Genomic DNA, 19375 nt, shown 5'->3' with positions numbered 1-19375 from the left:
CATGGTTTCCTTCCTCCGCGCGATGCGTCCGCGACCGGCCCGCGGCCGGTGGTCAACGGCACGCACCACGCTAGCGCCCCTGGGCCCCCGGTTTCCCACGGACCTCGGTTTTCGGGCGGGCGGGCCGGAGCCGGGCTGCTCCAACACACACGCTCTAGCGACCGCTTTGTCTCCGGCGCCGCACGACGATCCGGCGGATCAGGAAGCCGAGCAGGACGAAGGGGGCGAGGAGGAGGGCGAACGGCACCACTTCCCGCATGGTTCTGCTGATGAGGGGCGAGAGCAGGAACACGAGCACGATGCCGGAGACCAGTACTCGGTTCGACAGCTGCTTCCGCACGGGCGGGGCGACGGGCGGGGCGGCGGACGGCGGCACGAAGGCCGGTGACGGGGCGACGGGCGGTGCCATGGTCGGCGGCGGGCCGAAGCCCGGCGCGGTGGCCGCCGGCACGGGCGCCTGCCACGGCGCGGGCGGACCGTCGGCCGGCCCGCGCAGCGACCGTTCGCGGGCGGCCAGCTCCTCGGCGAGCGCGGCGGGGACCGCCTGCTGCCACTGGTGCGCGCGAGCGCCGATCCGTTCCAGCTCCTTGCCCAGCACGCTCGCCGTGGGCCGTTCCTCCGGCTGCTTGACCAAGCAGGAAGCCAGCAGCGGCCGCAGGGCCTCCGGCACCCCGCCGAGGTCGGGGTCCTCGTGGACGATGCGGTACAGCAGGACGGGCGCCGAGGCGTTCTCCTCGGGCCGGGTGAAGGGGCCGTGTCCGGTGGCGGCGTGGGCCAGGACGGCGGCCAGCGAGAACACGTCGACGGGTGCGGCGGTCCCGGTTCCGGTGGCCTGCTCGGGCGCGAGGAAGCCGGGTGAGCCGATCATGCCGCCGGTATGGGTGTGCCGGGAGTCGTCGGCGGCACGGGCGATGCCGAAGTCGATCAGCCGCGGGTGGTCACCGGCCAGCAGGACGTTGCCGGGCTTGACGTCCCGGTGGGCGAGACCGGTGGCGTGCACTGCCTGGAGCGCCCCGCACAGTTCGGCGGCGAGCGCCAGCAGGGCCGGCTCGGGGAGCGGCCCGTGCTGCTCGACCCATTCGCCGAGCGACGGTGCCGGTACGTACTCGGTGGCCAGCCACTGCGGCCGCTGCCCGGCGGCGCTGTGGTCCACGACGGCGACGGACCACGGGGAACGGACCCGGTCGCTGTTGCGGATCTCCCGGTCGAAGCGCGCTTCGAAGCCCAGCTCGGCGCCGAGGTCGGAACGGACCGTCTTCAGCGCCAGCGGCCGTCCGGATGCCGTGCGGGACAAGTAGACCTGCCCCATGCCACCCGCGCCGAGTCTGGCCAGCAGCGGGTAACCGCCCAGGGCCGGCGGATCCGCGGGTTCGAGACCGTGCATGAAGTGTTCGTCCCCCTCGTCTCTTTGTCGGCCCTGCGCGACGACCGCAGTGGATCACCGGACGATCAGCCTAAAGGCTGAGTTCGCGGGACGGGCACGGGGGGATCGTGGCCGTCACCGTCACACGACCTTGCCCGGGTTGAGGATGCCCTGCGGGTCCAGGGCCCTCTTGATCGCGTGGTGCATGTCCAGGACGGGTGCGGACAGCTCCTGGGCCAGGCCGTCGCGCTTGAGGAGTCCGACGCCGTGCTCGCCGGTGACCGTGCCGCCCAGGTCGATCGCGTCCGCGATGATCTCGTGGAAGGCGGCCTGCGCGCGCTCCTGTGCCGCGGTGTCGCCGGGCGGGGTGATCAGCAGCGGATGGAGGTTGCCGTCGCCGGCGTGCGCGATGTTGGCGATGAGGGTGTCGTGGCGGGCGGCGGCGCGCTCGATGCGGGCGAGCATCTCCGGTACCGCGGCCTTGGGGACGCACACGTCCTCGGTGAGGACCGGGCCGAGGCGTTCCAGCGCCGGGTAGGCGAGGCGCCGGGCCGCGAACAGCGCGTCGGCCTCCTCCTGGTCGGTGGACTGCGCGGCCCAGGTGGCGCCCGCCTCCTCGAAGCAGGCCAGCATGTGCGCGGCCTCCTGCTCGCCGGCCGGCCCAGGCGCGTCCGTACGGCCGAGCAGCACCACGTCCGCGTCGACGGAGAGGCCCATGTTCTTCCACTTGTCGACGGCGGCCAGGCAGTGCCGGTCGATCAGCTCCAGCGCGGAGGGGGTGAGCCCGGCGGCGCCGACCGCGGCGACGGCGCGGCCCGCGTCCACGACGGAGGAGAAGTACCCGGCGACCGTGCGCTCCGGCTCGCGCTGCGGGCGCAGCCGTACGGTGATCTCGGTGATCACTCCGAGCGTGCCTTCGGAGCCGACGAGGAGTCCGGCGAGGTCGTATCCGGCGACGCCCTTGGCCGTCCGTCGCCCCAGCCGGACCAGCTCGCCGGTGCCGGTCACGGCCTCCAGCCCGAGTACGTAGTCCCGTGTGACGCCGTACTTCACGCAGCACAAGCCGCCCGCGTTGGTCGCGACGTTGCCGCCGATGGTGGACCAGGGGGCGCTGGCCGGGTCCGGCGGGTACCACAGGCCGTGCTCGGCGCAGGCGGCACGCAGGTCGTCGTTGACGACGCCGGGGCCGACGACCGCGAGCCGTTCGACCGGGTCGATCTCCCGGATCGTGTTCATGTGCTCGGTGGAGAGCACGACGCAGCCCTCGACGGCGTTGGCACCGCCGGAGAGGCCGGTGCCGGCGCCGCGGGTGACGAGGGGGACGCCGTGCCGCAGGCAGGCGCGGACCACGGTGCGTACTTCCTCCGCCGTGCGCGGCCGGACGACGACGCGGGGCGTCCCGTGCGGCGCCCACTCCGCCTCGTCGTGCACGAACCCGGCGGCGACCTCCGGGTCCTCGACCAGCCGGCCGTCCGGCAGTTCCTGCCGCAGCTCATCGATCAGCACGCCGGACCACCCGCCCATCCCTCGACCACGTCTGCCATGTCCGCACGGTATCCGCAGGCCGCGGGGCGGTGATCAGCACCCCTCGGACGGCTTCTCCCTGCCCGCGCGCCATTCCGGGGCGAGTACCGACCAGACCTCCATGTCGTGCCGCTTTCCCCGGTAGGGGTAGCTCTCGCGCAGGACGCCGTCCTTGGTCATGCCGAGGCGCCGGGCCACGGCGATGCTGGGTGCGTTCGCCGAGGAGACGTGCCACTCCACGCGGTGGATGCCGCGCTCCTCGACGGCCCAGTCGATGAGCACGCGCACGGCCCTGGTGACCAGTCCCCTGCCCGCCGCCGACGGCTCCAGCCAGCAGCCCGCCTCGGCGGTGCCGCTCGCGAGGTCCATCGTCCGGAAGAGGACCCCGCCGACCAGCTTGCCGTCCATCCAGATGCCGTGGATGCGCCCGGTGTCGGCCGCGGCCTTCTCCGCGTACGAGCTGAGGTGCGCGCGGCTCGACTCCAGGTTCGTGACGACGTCCGGCAGGCCGACGTACTGCCCGATGAACTCCCGCCCCCGCTCGATGTGGGCCAGGAACTCCTCGGCCTGCCACGGTTCGAGCGGGCGCAGCTCCGCGCCGTCGTCGCCCAGGGACCTCGCGTACATCGTCATCTCCCCCGTTTCCTGCGGCTCACGGCCGGGAGAGCTGTCTGCTGATCACCAGCCGCTGGATCTGGTTCGTCCCCTCGAAGATCTGCATGATCTTGGCTTCGCGCATGTAGCGCTCGACCGGGAAGTCCCGCGTGTAACCGTATCCGCCGTAGACCTGCACCGCGTCGGTGGTGACCTTCATCGCGGCGTCGGTCGCGATGAGCTTGGCGACGCTGGCCTGGCGGCTGTAAGAGCGGCCGGCGTCGCGGCGGCGGGCGGCGTCGAGGTACGTGGCGCGTGCCGAGTCGACGGCGGCGGCCATGTCTGCGAGGACGAAGCCGAGGCCCTGGTGGTCGATGATCTTCCGGCCGAAGGCGGTGCGCTCGTTGGCGTAGGTGACGGCCGCGTCCAGGGCCGCCTGTGCGACGCCGGTGGCGCACGCCGCGATGCCCAGCCGCCCGGAGTCCAGTGCGGACAGGGCGATCTGCAGGCCCTGGCCCTCGCTGCCGATCAGCCGGTCCGCCTCGATGAGCGCGCCGTCCCAGTGCGCCGCGGTGGTCGGGATCGCGTGCAGGCCCATCTTCTCCTCGGGCCGTCCGAAGGTCAGCCCTTCGGTGGCGCCGGGCGCGAGGAAGCAGGAGATGCCGCGGCTGCCGGCGGCGGTGCGGGCGAAGAGGGTGTAGAAGTCGGCCTTGCCGCCGTGGGTGATCCACGCCTTGCTGCCGGTGATCCGGTAACCGCCCGTCTCCCGCACGGCCTTGCAGGTCAGCGCGGCGGCATCCGAGCCGGCCTGCGGCTCGGAGAGGCTGTAGCCGCCGATCCGGCCGCCGCCGAGCATCCCGGGTGCCCAGCGGTGCCGCTGCTCCTCGCTGCCGTATGTCATCAAGGCGTACGCGGACATGGTGTGCACGCTGGCGGCCACCGCGACGGCCGCCCAGCGGGCCGCCAGCTCCTCGATGACCTGGAGGTACACCTCGTACGGCTGGCCTCCGCCGCCGTACTCCTCCGGGTAGGGCAGACCGAGCAGCCCGGCCGCGCCCAGGGTGGCGAACAGGCCCTCCGGGTAGCGCTCTTCGCGCTCGTGCTTGTCGACGCGGGGCGCGAGCTCCTTGTCGGCGATGTCACGGGTGAGGTCGAGCAGGTCCTCGGCCTCCTGGGTGGGCAGCAGCCGGTCGACGGTCATCGTGCCTCCGTGTGCGTGCCCGCTGCGGCGCGGGCGGGGGTGGTACCGAGCGCCGCGAGTGCGGCGCGGGCCTGCTCGCGGAAGTCCGCGACGCGCGCGAGCTTGATGTCCTCGTACCCGCGAACGAGGTCCGGCAGCTCCGCGACGGCACGGACGGCGTCGGTGTTCTCCGGCGTGAGGTGCGCGAGCGCGCCGCGCACCAACTGGCGGTACTCGCCGATCAGGGCGCGCTCCACGCGGCGTACCTCGGCGTACCCGAAGAGGTCCAGGGAGGTGCCGCGCAACACGCGGCCGGCGCGCAGGGCCCGGAAGGCGGCCGGCGCGGTGCGGCGCAGCCGGATCTTGCGCTTCATGCCGAGGGCGCGCAGGACGGGCGGGTGGAGGAGGACGGAGATGGCCGATCCGGCGCCGAACTCGTCGCGCAGCTTCGCCTGTTCGGTGGCGTCGAGGTGGAGCCGGGCGACCTCGTACTCGTCCTTGTACGCCATGAGCTTGTGCAGGCCGTGGGCGTAGGCGAGGGCGATGGAGGTACCGGCTTCGGCGCCGCCGCGCTCCTGGGCGAGGGCCGCGACGCGGGCGACGTCGTCGGCGTACCGGCGGGCGTACTGCTCGTTCTGGTAGCCGATGAGGTCGGCGGTGCGGGTGGCGACGGCGGTACGCAGCTCCTCGTCGGAGGTGTGCGCGGCGGCGATCGACGCGGCGGCCCGGGTGATCTCGACGACCGGGCGTTCGGGGGCGGCGAGCGCGGCGGTGACGGCCGCGCGGTCGAGTACCGCGGCGCGGCCCCAGCGGAAGGCGGCGAGGTTCTTCTCGACGGCGGCGCCGTTGAGGCGGATGGCGTCCTCGACGGCCTCGGCGCTGATCGGGAGGCAGCCGTGCTGGTAGACGGCGCCGATGAGCACCATGTTGGCCGGCATGTGGTCGGCGAAGAGGGCCTCGGACAGGCCCTGCGCGTCGAGGTAGAGGTTGTCCTCGCGGCTGGTGACGGACTCGATGCGTTCGAGGGCGTCGTCGGGCGAGCCGGGCAGGACGACGCGGCCGGTGACCATGGCGGCGGTCGGTACGACGGCGGTGTTGACGACGGCGACGGTGTGACCGGCGCGCGCCACCGCCATGTTGCTGTCGGAGGCGGCGCCGAGCAGGTCGAAGCCGATCAGGACGTCGGCGGTGCCACGGGAGGCGCGCAGCGAGCCGGTCACCGGCGTCTTGGCGATCCGCAGGTCGCTGAGGACGGGGCCGCCCTTCTGCGCGAGGCCGGTCTGCTCCAGCCCGGCCGCGTACAGGCCGTCCAGCCGGGCCGCCATCTGGAGGATCTGGGAGACGGTGACCACGCCGGTGCCGCCGACGCCGGGCATCCGCAGCAGGGTGCCGCCGGGGCCGAACCGGCGGGCCGGTTCGCTCAGTTCCACCGGCAGGTCCGGGATCTTCCGGGGCTCCTTGCGGCCCGGCTCGACGAGCAGGAAGGAGGGGCAGTCCCCCTTGAGGCAGCTCAGGTCGGTGTTGCAGGACGCCTGGTGGATTCGGGTCTTGCGGCCGAACTCGGTCTCGACGGGCTGGACGGACAGACATGTCGATTTGTCGCCGCAGTCTCCGCAGCCCTCGCACACCCGCTCGTTGATGGCGACCTTCTCCACCGGGGTGGGCAGCGCGCCGCGCTTGCGCAGCCGCCGCTCCTCGGCGGCGCAGCGGTCGTCGTGCAGCAGGACCGTCACGCCTTCGGTGGCGGCCAATCCCCGCTCCGCATCGGGGAGTTCATCGCGGTGCCGCACGGTCGCGATCGGGTCCAGCCGGACGCCGCGGTAGCTGCCGGGGTCCGCGGTGGTGACGACGACCTTGCGCACGCCTTCGATGGCGAGCAGCCGGATGACCGCGGGGATGTCCAGGCGGCCTTCGGCGCGCTGGCCGCCGGTCATGGCGACGGCGTCGTTGTAGAGCAGCTTGTACGTCATGGTGACGCCGGCGGCGACGGCGGCGCGGACGGCCAGCGAGCCGGAGTGGTGGAACGTGCCGTCGCCGAGGTTCTGCACGAAGTGCGCGTCGTCGGTGAAGGGCGCGATGCCGATCCACTGGGCGCCCTCGCCACCCATCTGGGTCAGTCCGATCTGCGTGCCGCGCCCGGCGCCGTCCAGCGCGATCATCGCGTGGCAGCCGATGCCGACGCCGACCAACGTGCCGTCGTCGGTGCGGGTGGAGGTGTTGTGCGGGCAGCCGGAGCAGAAGTACGGGGTGCGGGCCGCGACGGTGGGCAGGGTGATGCGGGCGGGGCGGGCCGGGGCGAGCGCCTCCAGGTGCGCATGGGCCCCGTCGGGCAGCCGGTCGGCGCCGATGCGGCGGGCCAGTGCCCGGGCCACGTCCTCGGCGCCCAGCGTGCCGCGCGCGGTGAGCAGCGGCCGCCCGTCCTCCTCCCGGCGCCCGACGACGACGGGCGCGTCAGCCGTCCGATACAGCGCCTCCTTCAGCAGCCCCTCCAGGAAGGGCACCTTGTCCTCCACGACGAGGACCTGCTCCAGGTCGCCGGTCATGGCCACCAGGTCCTCGTCCGCGACGGGGAACGGCATGCCCATCCGGATCAGCCGGAGGCCCAGCGCCTCCATGGCCGCCTCGTCCAGGCCCAGGTCGTCCAGTGCACGCTGCACGACGGCGTAGGAGGTACCGGAGGCGAGCACGCCGAGGGTGGCGCGGCGGGCGCTGAAGGTCACCTTGTTGAGCCCTGCCGTACGGGCGTACGCGCGGGCCAGGTCGAGGCGGCGGGTGAGCATGTCGTGCTCCGCGTCGAGCGCGGCGGGGCCCACGAGGGCGGGGGCCGTGGGGCGCGCGGTCCGGTCCGGCTCGGGGATGCCCTGGCGCACCGCGTCGAAGTCGACGGTCGCCGAGGCGTCGGCGATGTCCGCGACGATCTTCAGGCCGGTCCACAGGCCGGTGGCGCGGGAGAGCGCGACGGCGTGCAGCCCGAATTCGATGATCTCCGCGACGGATCCGGGCGCGAGCACGGGCATCGCCATGCTCTGGCACATCCGCTCGCAGGAGCTGGGCACCGTGGAGGACTTGCTGCCCGGGTCGTCGCCGATCCAGGCCACCGCCCCGCCGAGCGGCGCGGTGCCGGCGAGGGTGGCGTGCCGGATGGCGTCGGCCGCGCGGTCCAGGCCGGGGTTCTTGCCGTACCAGTAGCCGGTCACACCGTCGTGCCGGCGCCCCGGCACCTGGCCGAGCATCTGGGTGCCGGCCACCGCCGTGGCGGCCAGCTCCTCGTTGACGCCCGCCTGGAAGACCACGCCGGCCTCGTCCAGGAAGCGGGCCGCGCGCCCCATCTCCAGGTCTACGCCGCCCAGCGGCGATCCCTGGTATCCGCTGACGAAGGCCCGTGTGTCGAGGCCGCGGGCCTCGTCCAGCCGGCGCTGTTCCAGCGTCAGCCGTACCAGGGCCTGAACGCCCGAGATCAGCGCCCGGCCATCGGTGGCCGTGTACTTGTCGTCGAGCGACACCGCAGCGGGTGGGGTGCTCACGCAAGCCTCCTCGACATCGTTGTGAAGGGACCGGGAAAGGGAGTGGAAATGAGGTGGTGACGAACGGCCCACAGCACAGCAACAGGAAGCGGAACGCACAAGACTCGAAAGGAAACTCGCCGCCAAGCCGCAAACTATTTACGAATGACAGGCTCCGACATACATTCCTTTGCATGACTGAGGTCGACGACATCGATCACCGCCTGCTGCGGCTGCTGCGCGAGGACGGCCGCCGGACCTTCTCCGAGATGTCCGCCGAGGTGGGGCTTTCGGTCGCCGCGGTCAAGCGGCGCGTGGACCGGCTCAAGGACATCGGGGTGATCACCGGCTTCGCCGCGCAGATCGACCAGAGCAAGCTCGGCTGGGGCATCGAAGCCTTCGTGGAGCTGCGGTACGCCGGCACGACGCGGGTCAACGAGATCGTGCGCTCGGCCTACAACGTCCCCGAAGTACAGGCCGTGTTCACCATCGCGGGCGACCCGGACGCCCTCATCCAGGTACGGGTACGCGACATCGCCCATCTGCAGCAGGTCATCGACGGCCTGCGCAGCGCGGGCCGGGTCACGGGCACGAAGACGCTGATGGTCCTGGGGTCGTGGAGCCGGACCTGAAAGCCCGAGTCACGCCTCGTCCGCCGCGTCCGCCTCGTCGTTGATGTCCGCCTCCCGTGATCGATCGCCCTTGCCCGGTGCCGCCTGCCGCTCCGAGGCCCTGAGCTCGCGGTCGACGGTTTTCTGGTCACGGTCGTCACTGGCGTCCGCGCGGCGCAGTGCCGCGTGGCTCCGCTCGAGGCCGGCGGCGGTCGCGTCCAGCAGGGCGCGGGACCGCTCGACCGCCTCGTACGACCGCTGCCGACTGCCGGCCGTCATCATTCCCATCTGCTGTGCGCGGTGGTCCAGCCGGTTCTGGAGCTCGCTGAGGCGTAGCTCCCGCTCGTCCAGGGCGCGCTCCCGCTTGTCCGCGAGGCGCTCCCGTTCATCCGCCAGGCGTTCGCGCTCGTCCGCGACGCGGTCGCGTTGATCGGCACGGCGGTCGCGCTCGTCCGCGCTGCGGCTCTGTTGTCCGGCCGGGTCTTCGCGTGCGTACGCGTCACCCCGACCAGTGGCTGTTGTGTCCGACGACTGGCTGCCCATGCCGCCAGTATGCGTCGCTCCGCCGTCCGCCGGGCTTCTGCTTAGGCCACGTTCGAGGAAGCGCTGCTCGTCGCCACTCATGGCATATGCCCGGATTGACGTCAGCCGACCGCGGGAAGCCGTGGGTACATGGCAAAGGATCACACGCAGGCCCCGGTTCTCGAAGCGCTCGCCGACTACCGCGAGCTCGGGCGGCTCTCCTTCACGCCGCCCGGACACAAGCAGGCCCGCGGTGCCGATCCCCGGGTCCGCGAGGTGCTGGGCGATGCCGTCTTCCAGGGCGACGTGCTGGCCAGTGGGGGTCTGGACGACCGGCGGACCTCGGGCCGGGTGCTGGAGCGCGCCGAGAACCTGATGGCCGACGCCGTGCACGCCTCGCACACCTTCTTCTCGACCTGCGGCAGTTCGCTGTCCGTCAAGGCGGCGATGCTGGCCGTCGCGGGGCCGCACGAGAAGCTGCTGATCGGCCGGGACGCGCACAAGTCCGTGGTGTCCGGTCTCATCCTCTCGGGCGTCAACCCGGTCTGGGTGGAACCGCAGTGGGACGCCGACCGGCACCTCGCGCACGCACCCTCGGCCGAGGCGTACGAAGCCGCCTTCGACGCCTGCCCGGACGCCCGCGGCGCACTGGTCACCAGCCCCACGCCGTACGGGAGCTGCGCCGACATCGCGGCCATCGCCGAGGTCTGCCACCGCCGCGGCCGGCCGCTGATCGTCGACGAGGCGTGGGGCGCGCACCTGCCCTTCCACCCCGATCTGCCCTCCTGGGCGATGGACGCGGGCGCCGACGTCTGCGTGACCAGCATCCACAAGATGGGCAGCGGTCTGGAGCAGGGGTCGGTGTTCCATCTGGGCGGCGACCTGATCGACCCGGCGCTGCTGAAGTCCCGCGCCGACCTGCTCGGCACGACCAGTCCCTCGGTACTGCTGTACGCGGGCATGGACGGCTGGCGGCGGCAGATGATGCAGCACGGCGAGGAGCTGCTCGGCCACGCGCTGGAGCTGGCCGCCGAGGTGCGGACCGGGATCGAGAAGATCGACGGGCTGCACGTCAACGACCGCGCCGACTTCTGCGGCCCCGGGCTCGGGCACGACTTCGATCCGCTGCCCGTGGTGATCGACGTCAGTGCGCTGGGCACGACGGGGTACTGGTGCGCCGACTGGCTGCGCGCGCACCGCGGCATCGACGCCCACCTCTCCGACCACCGCCGGATCAGCACGCAGCTCACGCACGCCGACGACCGCGCCACCGCCGACCGGCTGCTCGCCGCGCTGCAGGACCTCAGCCGGGCGGCGCCGGAGCTGCGCCCGGCGCCGGAGATCGAGATCCCGCCGCCGGCCACGCTGCGGCTGGAGCAGGCGTGCCTGCCGCGGGACGGGTTCTTCGGGGCGACGGAAGATGTGCCGGTGGCCAGGGCGGCCGGACGGATCGCGGCGGAGATGCTGACGCCGTACCCGCCGGGCATCCCCGCGGCACTGCCCGGCGAACGGCTCACCGAGCCCGTACTGCGCTATCTGCGGACCGGCATCGAGGCGGGCATGAACCTGCCGGACGCCAGGGACACCACGCTCGGCACGGTCCGGGTCCTGCTGGAGGCGACGCACCCGTAGACGCGCGGAGGCGCGTCCCGCGCGTGCCTCAGATGCCTTCCGTGACCGTGAAGAGGCCGCCTTCAGGGTCACGGAGGGTGGAGCGGTGGCCGCCGCCCTCGGTCTCCACCGGCGGGGAGACGACCGCGCCCCCGGTCGCGACCGCGGCCTCGGCGGCCGCCTTCACATCCGGTACGCAGAAGTGCACGTGCCAGCGGGGCCGGACGTGCGGATCGGGCGCCGACTCGATCGCTCCCCCGCGCAGCTCGGCCACCGTGTGATCGCTTTCGCGCACGATCACCCGCTCCTGCTCGTACGCCACGTCGCAGCCCTTGCCCTCCTCGGCCGCCCACTGCAGGACCTCGGCATAGAAGATGGCGGCGTCGAACGCGTCACGGGTGCGCAGCTCCAGCCAGGCCGGCGCGCTGCCCTGGCCGACGGACCAGCCGGTGGGGACGCGCCCCTCCCAGATCCCGAAGGTGGCACCGTCCCGGTCGGCGGAGATCGCGGCGCGGCCGGGCCCGAAGGACCGGGGGCCGACGGCGACCGTGCCGCCGCGCTCCCTGATCCGGGAGGCGCAGTCGTTCGCGTTCGCGACGGCGAAATAAGGGGTCCAGGCGACGGCGACATGCAGGGCGCCCGCGAGCTCGCCCAGGCCCGCGACCGGATTGCCGTCCACGAAGGCGACGGAGAACTCCTCGCCCAGCGCCCCGGGCCGGAAGGTCCAGCCCAGTACCGCGCCGTAGAACTCCTCGGCCCCCCTCAGGTCACGCGCGCTCAGGCTGACCCAGCACGGAACTCCTGGCACAGGTTCGGTCGACGCCATGCTGGACGTCACTCCTTTCGCTCCGGCCGGGCTGCCCCGCACCGGCCTCCCGCTCCGCGGCGCACGGGGTCCGGGCCCGGCCTGATCCGTTCGCCCCACAGTGTCATCCGTGGGCCGGGAACACGCGTGGACGACACCCCGGTGCCTCCCGTCCGAAACCGCCGGACGTATGGACCGCGGGACCGGTCCCGTGCTCGGGCGCTCAGCGCACCGGCACTCCCGAGGCTACGCCTGCGAGCGGAAAGCGGCAGGCCAGGCGGTGTCCGGGCGCCGCCTGGCCTGGGGGCGGCGGCGCCCCGGCGAGAAGACCAGCTTCGAGGACCCGGACCTTACGCCGGTACTCCTGTAGCCGCGCGGGACTGCACTCAGCGGTCGCCATCGCGCCGGGCGCTGCACCGTGCGCACACCGGCAGTACGAACCAGCACAGCACGAACCATGCCAACATGCCGCCCACCAGCCAGACCGCAGCGGTGCTGCCGTGCAGCGCGACACGCAGGATGAGCAGCATGGCGGACACCATCGTGCACAGCAGCAGCACCAGTCCGAGCACGGTGAGGCGGGAGGCCCAGGTCACGGTCTGCGGCTTGAGGCGGTGCCCCGTCACCAGCCGGTGCAGTGACACCGGGCCGATGAGGGAACCGGTCGTCGCGGCGCCGAGCACGACCGTGACGACGTAGATGTCCCGGCCGACGTCGTCCAGACGCGCGAAGCCGGGCTGGAAGACGACGGTGAGCAGGAAGCCGAAGAGGATCTGTACGCCGGTCTGCGCGACGCGCAGTTCCTGGAGCAGCTCCGCCCATCGCCGGTCCGCCCGCTCCTCAGGGGTCTCGTGCCGGCCTCTGGCCAGGCCGTCCGGCCCGCCGTCCTCGGTCATCGGTCGGGCTCAGTCGGGCGGCTCCGGCGCAGGGGCGCCGGGCGGGGTCTCCGGCCGCTCCTCCGGAGGCGCGTCGGGCGCGGCCGGTCCGGGGGTGGGCGCCGGTTCGTCGGGGGTCTGCTCGGGCGGTTCGGGGTCGCGCGGTACGGGTTCCGGGTCGCGGGGAGCGTCGCCGGGCGCGGGCCCGTAGCCGGTTTTCGGTGCAGCGGTGCTGGTCATCGCACCTCCTCACGCATAAATGGTGTGCCGTGACCGGTTACCCCGCACCGAAGGGCTCAATCAGTCCGGGCACCGCTCCCCGGTTCGGTCGGCCGCCTATCCCTCGCCGTACGCCTCGCCGCCCAGCTCCAGCGTGGCCGTGCCGGCGGTGGCGTCGGCGAGCCAGGCGCGGAAGGCGGGCAGCTCGCTCTCGGGGAGGCCGATCTCGATCGTGACGGCCTCGGCGTAACGGACGTCCCGGACGTCGCGCCCGGTGGCCCGCAGGTCGTTCTCGACCTTGCCGGCCCGCTGGTGGTCGACGGTGACCGTGACCAGCCGGAATCGACGGCGGGTGACGGTGCCCAGCGCGTCCAGGGCCTCCCCGACCACCCCGCCGTACGCCCTGATCAGCCCGCCCGCGCCGAGCTTGATGCCGCCGAAATAGCGGGTGACGACGGCGACGACGTACCGCATCTCGCGCCGCACGAGCATCTGGAGCATGGGGACGCCCGCCGTGCCGCCCGGCTCACCGTCGTCGCTCGCCTTCTGGACGCCGCCGTCGGCGCCGATGACGTACGCGAAGCAGTTGTGCCGGGCGGTCGGGTGCTCCTTGCGGATACGCGCGATGAACTCCTGCGCCTCGGCCTCGGTCGCCACCGGCGCGAGCGCGCAGATGAAGCGAGACTTGTTGATCTCGATCTCGTGGACGCCTTCGGCGGCGAGGGTGACGTACTGCTCCTGCATCACGCCACCCTAATGGGCGCGCACCGGTCCCCCCGCAGGCGGACCGGCGGCACGAGCCCCTCTACAGGCGCACCGCCAGGGCGGTCAGTCCTGCAGGCGCACCGGCAGGGCGGTCAGCCGCCAACTCCCCGGTACCGGCGCCCGCTGCAGGTCGGCCGGGTCAACGGCGAGGGACAGACGGGGATACCGGGCGAACAGTCGGCCGAAGGCCACCTCGCCCTCCTGGCGGGCGAGCGAGGCGCCGAGGCAGTAGTGCATGCCGTGGCCGAAGCCGACGTGGTCCTCGGCGCGCCCGGCCGGGTGCCGGGTCAGGTCGAGCCGGTCGGGGTCGGCGTAGTGGCGGGGATCGCGGTTGGCCGCGACCAGGAGGAGCTGTACGGCTTCGCCCTTGCGGATGCGGGTACCGGCGATGTCGGCGTCCTCCGCGGCGTACCGGAGCTGGGTCATGTGCACCGGCCCGCACCAGCGCATCAGCTCGTGGACGGCGGGCGGGAGCAGCGCCGGGTCCGACCGGAGCAGATCGAGCTGGTCGGGGTGGGTGAGCAGCGCGGCCGTGCCGTTGGTGATGAGGTGCGCCGTGGTCTCGTGCCCGGCCAGGACCAGGGTGAGGATCATGGTGACCATCTCGACGTCGCTGAGCCGGCCGCCGTCGTCGTCATGGGCCCGGATCAGCTCGCTGATGAGGTCGTCGGTGAGCGCGCCGCGCCGCTCGCTGACCAGCGCGTGTATGTGCTCGATCATGGCGGGGAACACCCTCCTCACCCGCTCCGGGTCCATCGTGATGAGCTCGGCGCCCCAGGCTCGCCACTGCGGGCGGTCCTCCTCCGCGATGCCGACCAGTTCGCAGATGACGGTGATCGGCAGCGGGTACGCGAAGTGCTCGAGGAGGTCGACGACGCCGTCCTCGGCGTGCTCGGGGAGGCGGTCCAGCAGGTCGTCGGCTATCTCCTCGACCCGCGGCCGCAGATCCATGATCTTGCGCGCCGTGAAGGCCCGCGACACCAGGCGGCGGAGCCGGGTGTGGTCGGGGGCGTCGTTGTTCAGGATGGAGCCGCGCATGTAGACGTGGAGGTGCTCGGGCATGCCGAGCATGTCCAGCAGCCGGGTCAGCGGGTTCTCGCGGGTACCGTCCGCCGACACCACCGCCGGGTCGTTCACGAACCGCGGGTCCCGCAGGACTTCACGTACCTCGTCGAAACGGGTCACGAACCACACGGGCGAGTCGTCCACGAACCGGCCGCGGACGACGGCCCCCTTCTCCCGCAGCGCGCCGTAGCCGCCGAACGGGTCGGCGATCAGCGCCGGGTCGGCGACGTTCGGCTCGCCGGGGTGCTTGCCGACGTGGGCGGTCATTGGGGAGGACGGGGTGGCGGGTGCTTCGGTCATCGGGCGTTCCTCCAGGTCGTGGGGGGTCGGTCACGTCAATGACGCAATTGCCGCCGCATTTCCTGCTCGCTGAGCTCTTCAAGGCGCTCGTAGAGCGGGATGATCTCCGAAGCGGCGGCTTCCGCGGCCGCGCGGGTTCGGGCGGCGGCGGGTTCGGTACCGGTACCGGAGCGGGGATCGGCTGAGGTCTCCAGCGCGCCCCGCAGGGTGTGGGCGAGGATGTGGGCCCGTTCCTCCGCGGCGTGCGGGGCACGGTCGTGGAGCAGCGCTTCGGTCAGGAAGAAGCCGGAGGCCGTCGCCAGCAGCGCGTACTGCTGCTGCACGACGTCCATGTCCGCCCGTACGAGCCCGTGTTCGCGCAGCACTTCGAGCTGGCGGCGCACCACCTGATCTCCGTACGCCGCGAGTTCGGCGAGCTCCTTCTTGGCGATGTCGTTGAACCGGCCGAGGACGTCGGTGTCGGCGCTGTAGACGGCGCGCAGTACAGGGTCCGCCAGGAAGTCCCGGTACACCCCGCTCATCATCCGGCTCGGCAGGACCTCCAGCGGGTCGACGCGCATACGGGCCGTCTGGGCACGGTGGCTGCGGAGCTTGGCCTGCAGGACGACGGCCAGGAAGAGCGCGTCCTTGGTCTTCCAGTGCAGATAGACCGTGCCCTTGCCGACCTGGGCACGGCGGGCGATCTCGTCGATGGTGACGCGCCGGTACCCCCATGCGACCAGCAGCTCCCCCGCCGCCTCCAGAATCCGCTCGCCACGCTCCACGTGCCCGTCGCCCCCCCGTGCCGCCTACCGATCGACTGTTCTGACCTCGTGACCAATTTCGAAATCTGGTCATGAGGTCAACGTAGAGCGGCTGGAAGCCTGCCGTAAGACGCTTTCCGGCCAGGAGCGCCGAACCGGCGGCCGGCCGCCCTACGAGCCGCCGAGCCTTGGCCAGCACCGGGTACATTGCGCACGACAACCGCTAGGAGGCACCCATGTACGGCGATGACGACTCGGCGACCATCCGCAGGATCCTGACGGAGCTCGGGGACACCTGGGCCGTCGTCGGCCTGTCCTCGAATCAGCGGCGGGCCGCGTACGGCGTCGCGGACGTACTGCAGCGATTCGGAAAACGGATCGTCCCCGTGCATCCGAAGGCAGAGACGGTGCACGGGGAACAGGGTTACCCCTCCCTCGACGCCATCCCCTTCCGGATCGACGTCGTCGACACCTTCGTGAACAGCAGCCTTGCGGGGCAGGTAGCCGACGAGGCCGTCGCCATCGGCGCCAAGGCGGTCTGGTTCCAGCTCGGTGTCATCGACGAGGCGGCCTACGAGCGCACCCGTGCCGCCGGACTCGACATGGTCATGGACCGCTGCCCGGCGATCGAGATTCCCCGGCTGGGCTGACAGCCGTCAGCGCCCCGACCTGTGCCGGGGCGCTGACGGTGGCTACGGGTGGTCGACGGTCCAACTACAGACCGTCGATGGACTTACGGGTGGTCGGGGCTCTGGTCGGCCGGTACGCCGCCGCCCGGGCCACCGCCCTTGCGGCCCTTGTCGGTACCGTGCGCGTGCTCGGCGCCGCCGGGGCCCACCTTCCGGTCGGAGCCCGCCTTGGCCTCGGCCGCGTCCTGAACGGCGGCGCTCTTGCCACTGCGGCGCAGCTCGTTCGACTGCGGGTTCTTGCTCTTGCTCACCACGTCCTCCTCAGGAGTTCCGCCGGCTCAGGACTTCCGCTGGTCGTCGCGCTCGTTGCGCTGCCCCTTCGGGCCGAGCCCACGCTCCGTCCGGGGGCCGTGGGTCTGCCACTGCGGATCGTCCTCGAGCCGCCCCTTCGCGTCCTCGTTGGCGTGCTTGTCCGGGATTCCCTGGTCCTCGGCTTCCCGACGGAGCTGCGCCCGTCGCCTGTCGAACTTCTTGCTCCCTGGTTCGGGCATGGCTTTCACACCTCCACTGGACCGGTTCTCCTCTCCCAGCGTCCCAAAACCACCAAAAAGCCGCTAATGGTCAATGCACTGCGCTCATGACTCACGCGCGCGCTCACACGCACGCGCACGTGCGCTAGCGTCCCGTCATGATCGAGATACGACAGGCAGGCCCCGAGGACGCCGAGGAACTGGTACGGCTGCGTCGGCTGATGTTCGCGTCGATGCACGGCTCCGACGAGCCCGGCAGCTGGGAAAAGGACGCCGCGGAGATCGCACGCCGGCAGCTCTCGGGCCCCGACCCCGTACTGGGCGCCTTCGTCGTGGACGCGGACGGCGCGGCGGACGGAGGCACCGCTCCCCGGCTGGCCGCCTGCGCGGTGGGAACGGTCGAGCAGCGGCTCCCGGCACCGCAGCACCCCACGGGCCGCTTCGCCTTCATCTTCAACGTGTGCACGGACCCGGAGTACCGCGGCCGCGGGTACGCCCGTGCGACGACCGAAACGCTGCTGACCTGGCTGGCCGAACAGGGCGTGTCCCGCGTCGACTTGCACGCCACCGACGAGGCGGAGGCCCTGTACCGCAGCCTCGGCTTCGCGGAGCACTCCACGCCCCTGTCCCTCGACGTCCGCGCCCACGCCGCCACGCGCCGTCCCTGACCAGCCACTTCGGCCATACACTGCCACCCAGTTCCCGTTCCGGTCCCACTTGAAGGAAACCACCACCGTGGCCGACTCCCCCGCCGGCAAGGCGCACCGTACGTCCGTCGTCATCATCGGCGCCGGCCCCGCCGGGCTGACACTCGCGAACGTCCTGCGTGCCGCCGGCGTCGGCTGCGTCGTACTGGAGGCGGAGAGCCGGGAGTTCATCGAGCAGCGGCCGCGGGCCGGCTTCATCGAGGAGTGGGTGGTCGGCGCGCTGGACCGGCACGGGCTGGCCGGCGGACTGCTGGAACGGGCCGAGCGGCAGCGGACGTTCGAGTTCCGGTGGGACGGCGAGCGGCATGTGGTGGAGCCGGGCAAGTTCTCCGGGCAGAGCCATTTCGTCTACCCGCAGCCGCTGTTGGTGACGGACCTGGTCGCCGCCTACGCGGACGCGGCGCGCGGCGACATCCGCTTCGGCGTACGGGACGTCCGGCCGGCCGGCATCGACACCGACCGGCCCTCCGTCTCGTACACCGATCCGGAGACGGGCGAACGGCACCGCATCGACTGCGCGTACATAGCCGGCTGCGACGGCGCGCGGAGCGTGGCGCGCGCCGCGCTACCCGCCGACCAACTCCGCATCTCCCGCCTGGACTACGGCATCGGCTGGCTCGCGCTGCTCGCCGAAGCCCCGCCGTCCGCCGAGGGCGTCGTCTTCGGCCTCCACGAGCGCGGCTTCAGCGCCCACATGGCGCGCACGCCCGAGGTCACCCGGTACTACCTGGAGTGCCCGCCGGGCGACGACCCCGCCAACTGGCCGCACGAACGGATCTGGAGCGAGCTGCGCACCCGCCTCGCCGCGACCGGCGCGCAGCCGCTCACCGAGGGCCGGATCATCGAGAAGACGGTCCTGGACATGCACAACTACGTGGTCGAGCCGATGGGGTACGGCCGTGTGTACCTCGCCGGCGAATCGGCCCACCTGGTCGCGCCGATCGCGGCCAAGGGCATGAACCTGGCCATCCACGACGCGCTGCTGCTCGCCCAGGCACTCATCGCGGCCTGCACGGCCGGTGACGAACAGCCGCTCGCCCGCTACTCGGACGCCTGCCTGGCGAAGGTCTGGCAGTACCAGGAGTTCTCCCAGTGGCTGTCCGAGGTGATGCACGGGGCTTCGTCCGGCGACCGTTTCCGCGCGGGCACGGCGGCGGCCCGGCTGCGTCAGCTCCTCGCGTCGGACGCCGCGGCGGCGGCCTTCGGCGAGACGTATCTCGGCTCGGCCACCGACATCGCGGCACTCTGAGAGCCCGCGTCCTGGATACGGGCTCTAGGCCCCGACCGGACGCCCCAGCCCCTCCAGCACCCGGGCCCCCGGCAGGGTCGCGAGCGCCTCGCCCGGGACGATGAGCTTGCCGCGCCGGGCGCCGCTGCCGATCAGGAGGTACGGCGCTTCGGCGACGGCCGCGTCCACCAGGAGCGGCCAGTCGGCGGGCAGTCCGATGGGCGTGATGCCGCCGTACTCCATGCCGCTGCGGCCGACCGCGGTGTCCATCGGGGCGAACGACGCCTTGCGGGAGCCCAGTTCGCGGCGTACGACGCCGTTGACGTCGACGCGGGTGGTGGAGAGCACCAGGCAGCCGGCGAGGGTGACGGTGTCGCCGCGCTTGCCCGCCACCACGACGCAGTTCGCCGACTGTTCGAGCAGCCAGGAGCCGTAGTGCTCGACGAGCAGCGCGGTGTCGGCGATGGCCGGGTCGGTGTCCACGTGCAGGAGCTGCTTGACGTCCACCGGCCCCTGCCAGTCGCGGATCGCGGCGGCGACGGGCTCGGGCAGCAGCTCCAGGCACTCGACGGCGGGCCGGACATCGTCGAAGGCGTCCATG

General features: G+C 72.4%; 20 protein-coding genes. 5 read left to right on the top strand and 15 right to left on the bottom strand.

Annotation, left to right across the window (positions count from 1 at the left end; all coding sequences use genetic code 11):
* Nucleotides 1–154 precede the first annotated feature (154 nt).
* From IG84_RS0119755 to IG84_RS0119735, 5 genes are all read right to left on the bottom strand, one after another.
* On the bottom strand, nt 155–1384 hold the full coding sequence (locus IG84_RS0119755) for a serine/threonine-protein kinase (protein WP_051862032.1): 1230 nt from the start codon (nt 1382–1384) through the stop codon (nt 155–157).
* A gap of 120 nt (nt 1385–1504) precedes the next feature.
* A complete protein-coding gene (locus IG84_RS0119750) occupies nt 1505–2869 on the bottom strand; it encodes an FAD-binding oxidoreductase (RefSeq protein WP_031058846.1) in 1365 nt (454 codons plus the stop codon).
* A 72-nt stretch (nt 2870–2941) separates the two neighbouring features.
* Nucleotides 2942–3514, bottom strand: a complete 573-nt coding sequence (locus tag IG84_RS0119745; protein ID WP_031058844.1) for a GNAT family N-acetyltransferase — start codon at nt 3512–3514, stop codon at nt 2942–2944.
* A 25-nt stretch (nt 3515–3539) separates the two neighbouring features.
* Complete coding sequence (locus IG84_RS0119740; RefSeq protein WP_031058842.1) at nt 3540–4682, bottom strand: acyl-CoA dehydrogenase family protein; 1143 nt, start codon at nt 4680–4682, stop codon at nt 3540–3542.
* Nucleotides 4679–8185 (bottom strand): indolepyruvate ferredoxin oxidoreductase family protein, encoded by a 3507-nt coding sequence (locus IG84_RS0119735; protein WP_031058838.1) that lies wholly within the window; start codon nt 8183–8185, stop codon nt 4679–4681. The genes IG84_RS0119740 and IG84_RS0119735 overlap by 4 nt, the downstream gene beginning before the upstream one ends.
* Before the next feature lie 173 nt (nt 8186–8358).
* Here IG84_RS0119735 and IG84_RS0119730 point away from each other — a divergent pair, with 173 nt between their 5' ends.
* Nucleotides 8359–8796, top strand: a complete 438-nt coding sequence (locus IG84_RS0119730; RefSeq protein ID WP_030255899.1) for an Lrp/AsnC family transcriptional regulator — start codon at nt 8359–8361, stop codon at nt 8794–8796.
* A gap of 9 nt (nt 8797–8805) precedes the next feature.
* On the opposite strand, the gene IG84_RS38095 is transcribed toward IG84_RS0119730, so the two are convergent.
* A complete protein-coding gene (locus IG84_RS38095) occupies nt 8806–9318 on the bottom strand; it encodes a hypothetical protein (RefSeq protein WP_037800616.1) in 513 nt (170 codons plus the stop codon).
* Nucleotides 9319–9447: 129 nt separating this feature from the next.
* On the opposite strand from IG84_RS38095, the gene IG84_RS0119720 reads away from it, so the two are divergent.
* On the top strand, nt 9448–10929 hold the full coding sequence (locus IG84_RS0119720; RefSeq protein WP_031058833.1) for an aminotransferase class I/II-fold pyridoxal phosphate-dependent enzyme: 1482 nt from the start codon (nt 9448–9450) through the stop codon (nt 10927–10929).
* Nucleotides 10930–10957: 28 nt separating this feature from the next.
* On the opposite strand, the gene IG84_RS0119715 is transcribed toward IG84_RS0119720, so the two are convergent.
* From IG84_RS0119715 to IG84_RS0119690, 6 genes are all read right to left on the bottom strand, one after another.
* Nucleotides 10958–11734 (bottom strand): VOC family protein, encoded by a 777-nt coding sequence (locus tag IG84_RS0119715; protein ID WP_051862030.1) that lies wholly within the window; start codon nt 11732–11734, stop codon nt 10958–10960.
* Between the two features lie 365 nt (nt 11735–12099).
* Nucleotides 12100–12609, bottom strand: coding sequence for a DUF6328 family protein (locus tag IG84_RS0119710; RefSeq protein ID WP_037800614.1), 510 nt, complete (start codon nt 12607–12609; stop codon nt 12100–12102).
* A gap of 9 nt (nt 12610–12618) precedes the next feature.
* Nucleotides 12619–12828 carry a hypothetical protein gene (locus IG84_RS38090; protein ID WP_037800613.1) on the bottom strand — a complete coding sequence of 70 codons (210 nt, stop codon included), beginning with the start codon at nt 12826–12828 and terminating at the stop codon, nt 12619–12621.
* A gap of 96 nt (nt 12829–12924) precedes the next feature.
* The gene (locus tag IG84_RS0119700; protein WP_030255881.1) at nt 12925–13551 is read right to left on the bottom strand and encodes a YigZ family protein; all 627 of its coding nucleotides are present in this window, start codon (nt 13549–13551) and stop codon (nt 12925–12927) included.
* An 84-nt stretch (nt 13552–13635) separates the two neighbouring features.
* Nucleotides 13636–14937, bottom strand: coding sequence for a cytochrome P450 family protein (locus IG84_RS0119695; RefSeq protein ID WP_031058825.1), 1302 nt, complete (start codon nt 14935–14937; stop codon nt 13636–13638).
* Between the two features lie 35 nt (nt 14938–14972).
* Nucleotides 14973–15701 carry a TetR/AcrR family transcriptional regulator gene (locus IG84_RS0119690; RefSeq protein ID WP_031058823.1) on the bottom strand — a complete coding sequence of 243 codons (729 nt, stop codon included), beginning with the start codon at nt 15699–15701 and terminating at the stop codon, nt 14973–14975.
* 215 nt (nt 15702–15916) lie between these two features.
* On the opposite strand from IG84_RS0119690, the gene IG84_RS0119685 reads away from it, so the two are divergent.
* Nucleotides 15917–16330 carry a CoA-binding protein gene (locus IG84_RS0119685; RefSeq protein ID WP_031058820.1) on the top strand — a complete coding sequence of 138 codons (414 nt, stop codon included), beginning with the start codon at nt 15917–15919 and terminating at the stop codon, nt 16328–16330.
* An 83-nt stretch (nt 16331–16413) separates the two neighbouring features.
* Here the strand turns inward: IG84_RS0119685 and IG84_RS0119680 are convergent, their stop codons facing one another.
* Together IG84_RS0119680 and IG84_RS0119675 are read right to left on the bottom strand one after the other, a co-directional pair.
* Complete coding sequence (locus IG84_RS0119680) at nt 16414–16620, bottom strand: hypothetical protein (protein ID WP_031058818.1); 207 nt, start codon at nt 16618–16620, stop codon at nt 16414–16416.
* Nucleotides 16621–16647: 27 nt separating this feature from the next.
* Nucleotides 16648–16860: a hypothetical protein gene (locus IG84_RS0119675; RefSeq protein ID WP_030255863.1), complete on the bottom strand. Its 213-nt coding sequence runs from the start codon at nt 16858–16860 to the stop codon at nt 16648–16650.
* 137 nt (nt 16861–16997) lie between these two features.
* On the opposite strand from IG84_RS0119675, the gene IG84_RS0119670 reads away from it, so the two are divergent.
* Both IG84_RS0119670 and IG84_RS0119665 read left to right on the top strand, forming a co-directional pair.
* Nucleotides 16998–17507 carry a GNAT family N-acetyltransferase gene (locus IG84_RS0119670; protein WP_031058815.1) on the top strand — a complete coding sequence of 170 codons (510 nt, stop codon included), beginning with the start codon at nt 16998–17000 and terminating at the stop codon, nt 17505–17507.
* A 67-nt stretch (nt 17508–17574) separates the two neighbouring features.
* A complete protein-coding gene (locus tag IG84_RS0119665) occupies nt 17575–18795 on the top strand; it encodes a 4-hydroxybenzoate 3-monooxygenase (protein ID WP_031058812.1) in 1221 nt (406 codons plus the stop codon).
* Nucleotides 18796–18819: 24 nt separating this feature from the next.
* Here the strand turns inward: IG84_RS0119665 and IG84_RS0119660 are convergent, their stop codons facing one another.
* On the bottom strand, nt 18820–19374 hold the full coding sequence (locus IG84_RS0119660) for a YbaK/EbsC family protein (RefSeq protein ID WP_031058809.1): 555 nt from the start codon (nt 19372–19374) through the stop codon (nt 18820–18822).
* Between the last annotated feature and the right edge of the window lies 1 nt (nt 19375).

It is taken from the genome of Streptomyces ochraceiscleroticus, assembly GCF_000720485.1.
Taxonomy (GTDB): Bacteria; Actinomycetota; Actinomycetes; order Streptomycetales; family Streptomycetaceae; genus Streptomyces; species Streptomyces ochraceiscleroticus.
The sequence above is the reverse complement of the archived record's forward strand: the minus strand, read 5'-3'. Positions and strand labels throughout refer to the sequence as shown.

Excerpts from the sequence above, each read along its gene's own strand:
- IG84_RS0119755 (WP_051862032.1), bottom strand. The coding sequence starts at position 1,384 with ATGCACGGTCTCGAACCCGCGGATCCGCCGGCCCTGGGCGGTTACCCG.
- IG84_RS0119715 (WP_051862030.1), bottom strand. The coding sequence starts at position 11,734 with ATGGCGTCGACCGAACCTGTGCCAGGAGTTCCGTGCTGGGTCAGCCTG.
- IG84_RS0119660 (WP_031058809.1), bottom strand. The coding sequence starts at position 19,374 with ATGGACGCCTTCGACGATGTCCGGCCCGCCGTCGAGTGCCTGGAGCTG.
- IG84_RS0119675 (WP_030255863.1), bottom strand. The coding sequence starts at position 16,860 with ATGCCCGAACCAGGGAGCAAGAAGTTCGACAGGCGACGGGCGCAGCTC.
- IG84_RS0119670 (WP_031058815.1), top strand. The coding sequence starts at position 16,998 with ATGATCGAGATACGACAGGCAGGCCCCGAGGACGCCGAGGAACTGGTA.
- IG84_RS0119730 (WP_030255899.1), top strand. The coding sequence starts at position 8,359 with ATGACTGAGGTCGACGACATCGATCACCGCCTGCTGCGGCTGCTGCGC.
- IG84_RS0119695 (WP_031058825.1), bottom strand. The coding sequence starts at position 14,937 with ATGACCGAAGCACCCGCCACCCCGTCCTCCCCAATGACCGCCCACGTC.
- IG84_RS0119710 (WP_037800614.1), bottom strand. The coding sequence starts at position 12,609 with ATGACCGAGGACGGCGGGCCGGACGGCCTGGCCAGAGGCCGGCACGAG.
- IG84_RS38090 (WP_037800613.1), bottom strand. The coding sequence starts at position 12,828 with ATGACCAGCACCGCTGCACCGAAAACCGGCTACGGGCCCGCGCCCGGC.
- IG84_RS0119740 (WP_031058842.1), bottom strand. The coding sequence starts at position 4,682 with ATGACCGTCGACCGGCTGCTGCCCACCCAGGAGGCCGAGGACCTGCTC.
- IG84_RS0119700 (WP_030255881.1), bottom strand. The coding sequence starts at position 13,551 with ATGCAGGAGCAGTACGTCACCCTCGCCGCCGAAGGCGTCCACGAGATC.
- IG84_RS0119720 (WP_031058833.1), top strand. The coding sequence starts at position 9,448 with ATGGCAAAGGATCACACGCAGGCCCCGGTTCTCGAAGCGCTCGCCGAC.
- IG84_RS38095 (WP_037800616.1), bottom strand. The coding sequence starts at position 9,318 with ATGGGCAGCCAGTCGTCGGACACAACAGCCACTGGTCGGGGTGACGCG.
- IG84_RS0119685 (WP_031058820.1), top strand. The coding sequence starts at position 15,917 with ATGTACGGCGATGACGACTCGGCGACCATCCGCAGGATCCTGACGGAG.
- IG84_RS0119745 (WP_031058844.1), bottom strand. The coding sequence starts at position 3,514 with ATGTACGCGAGGTCCCTGGGCGACGACGGCGCGGAGCTGCGCCCGCTC.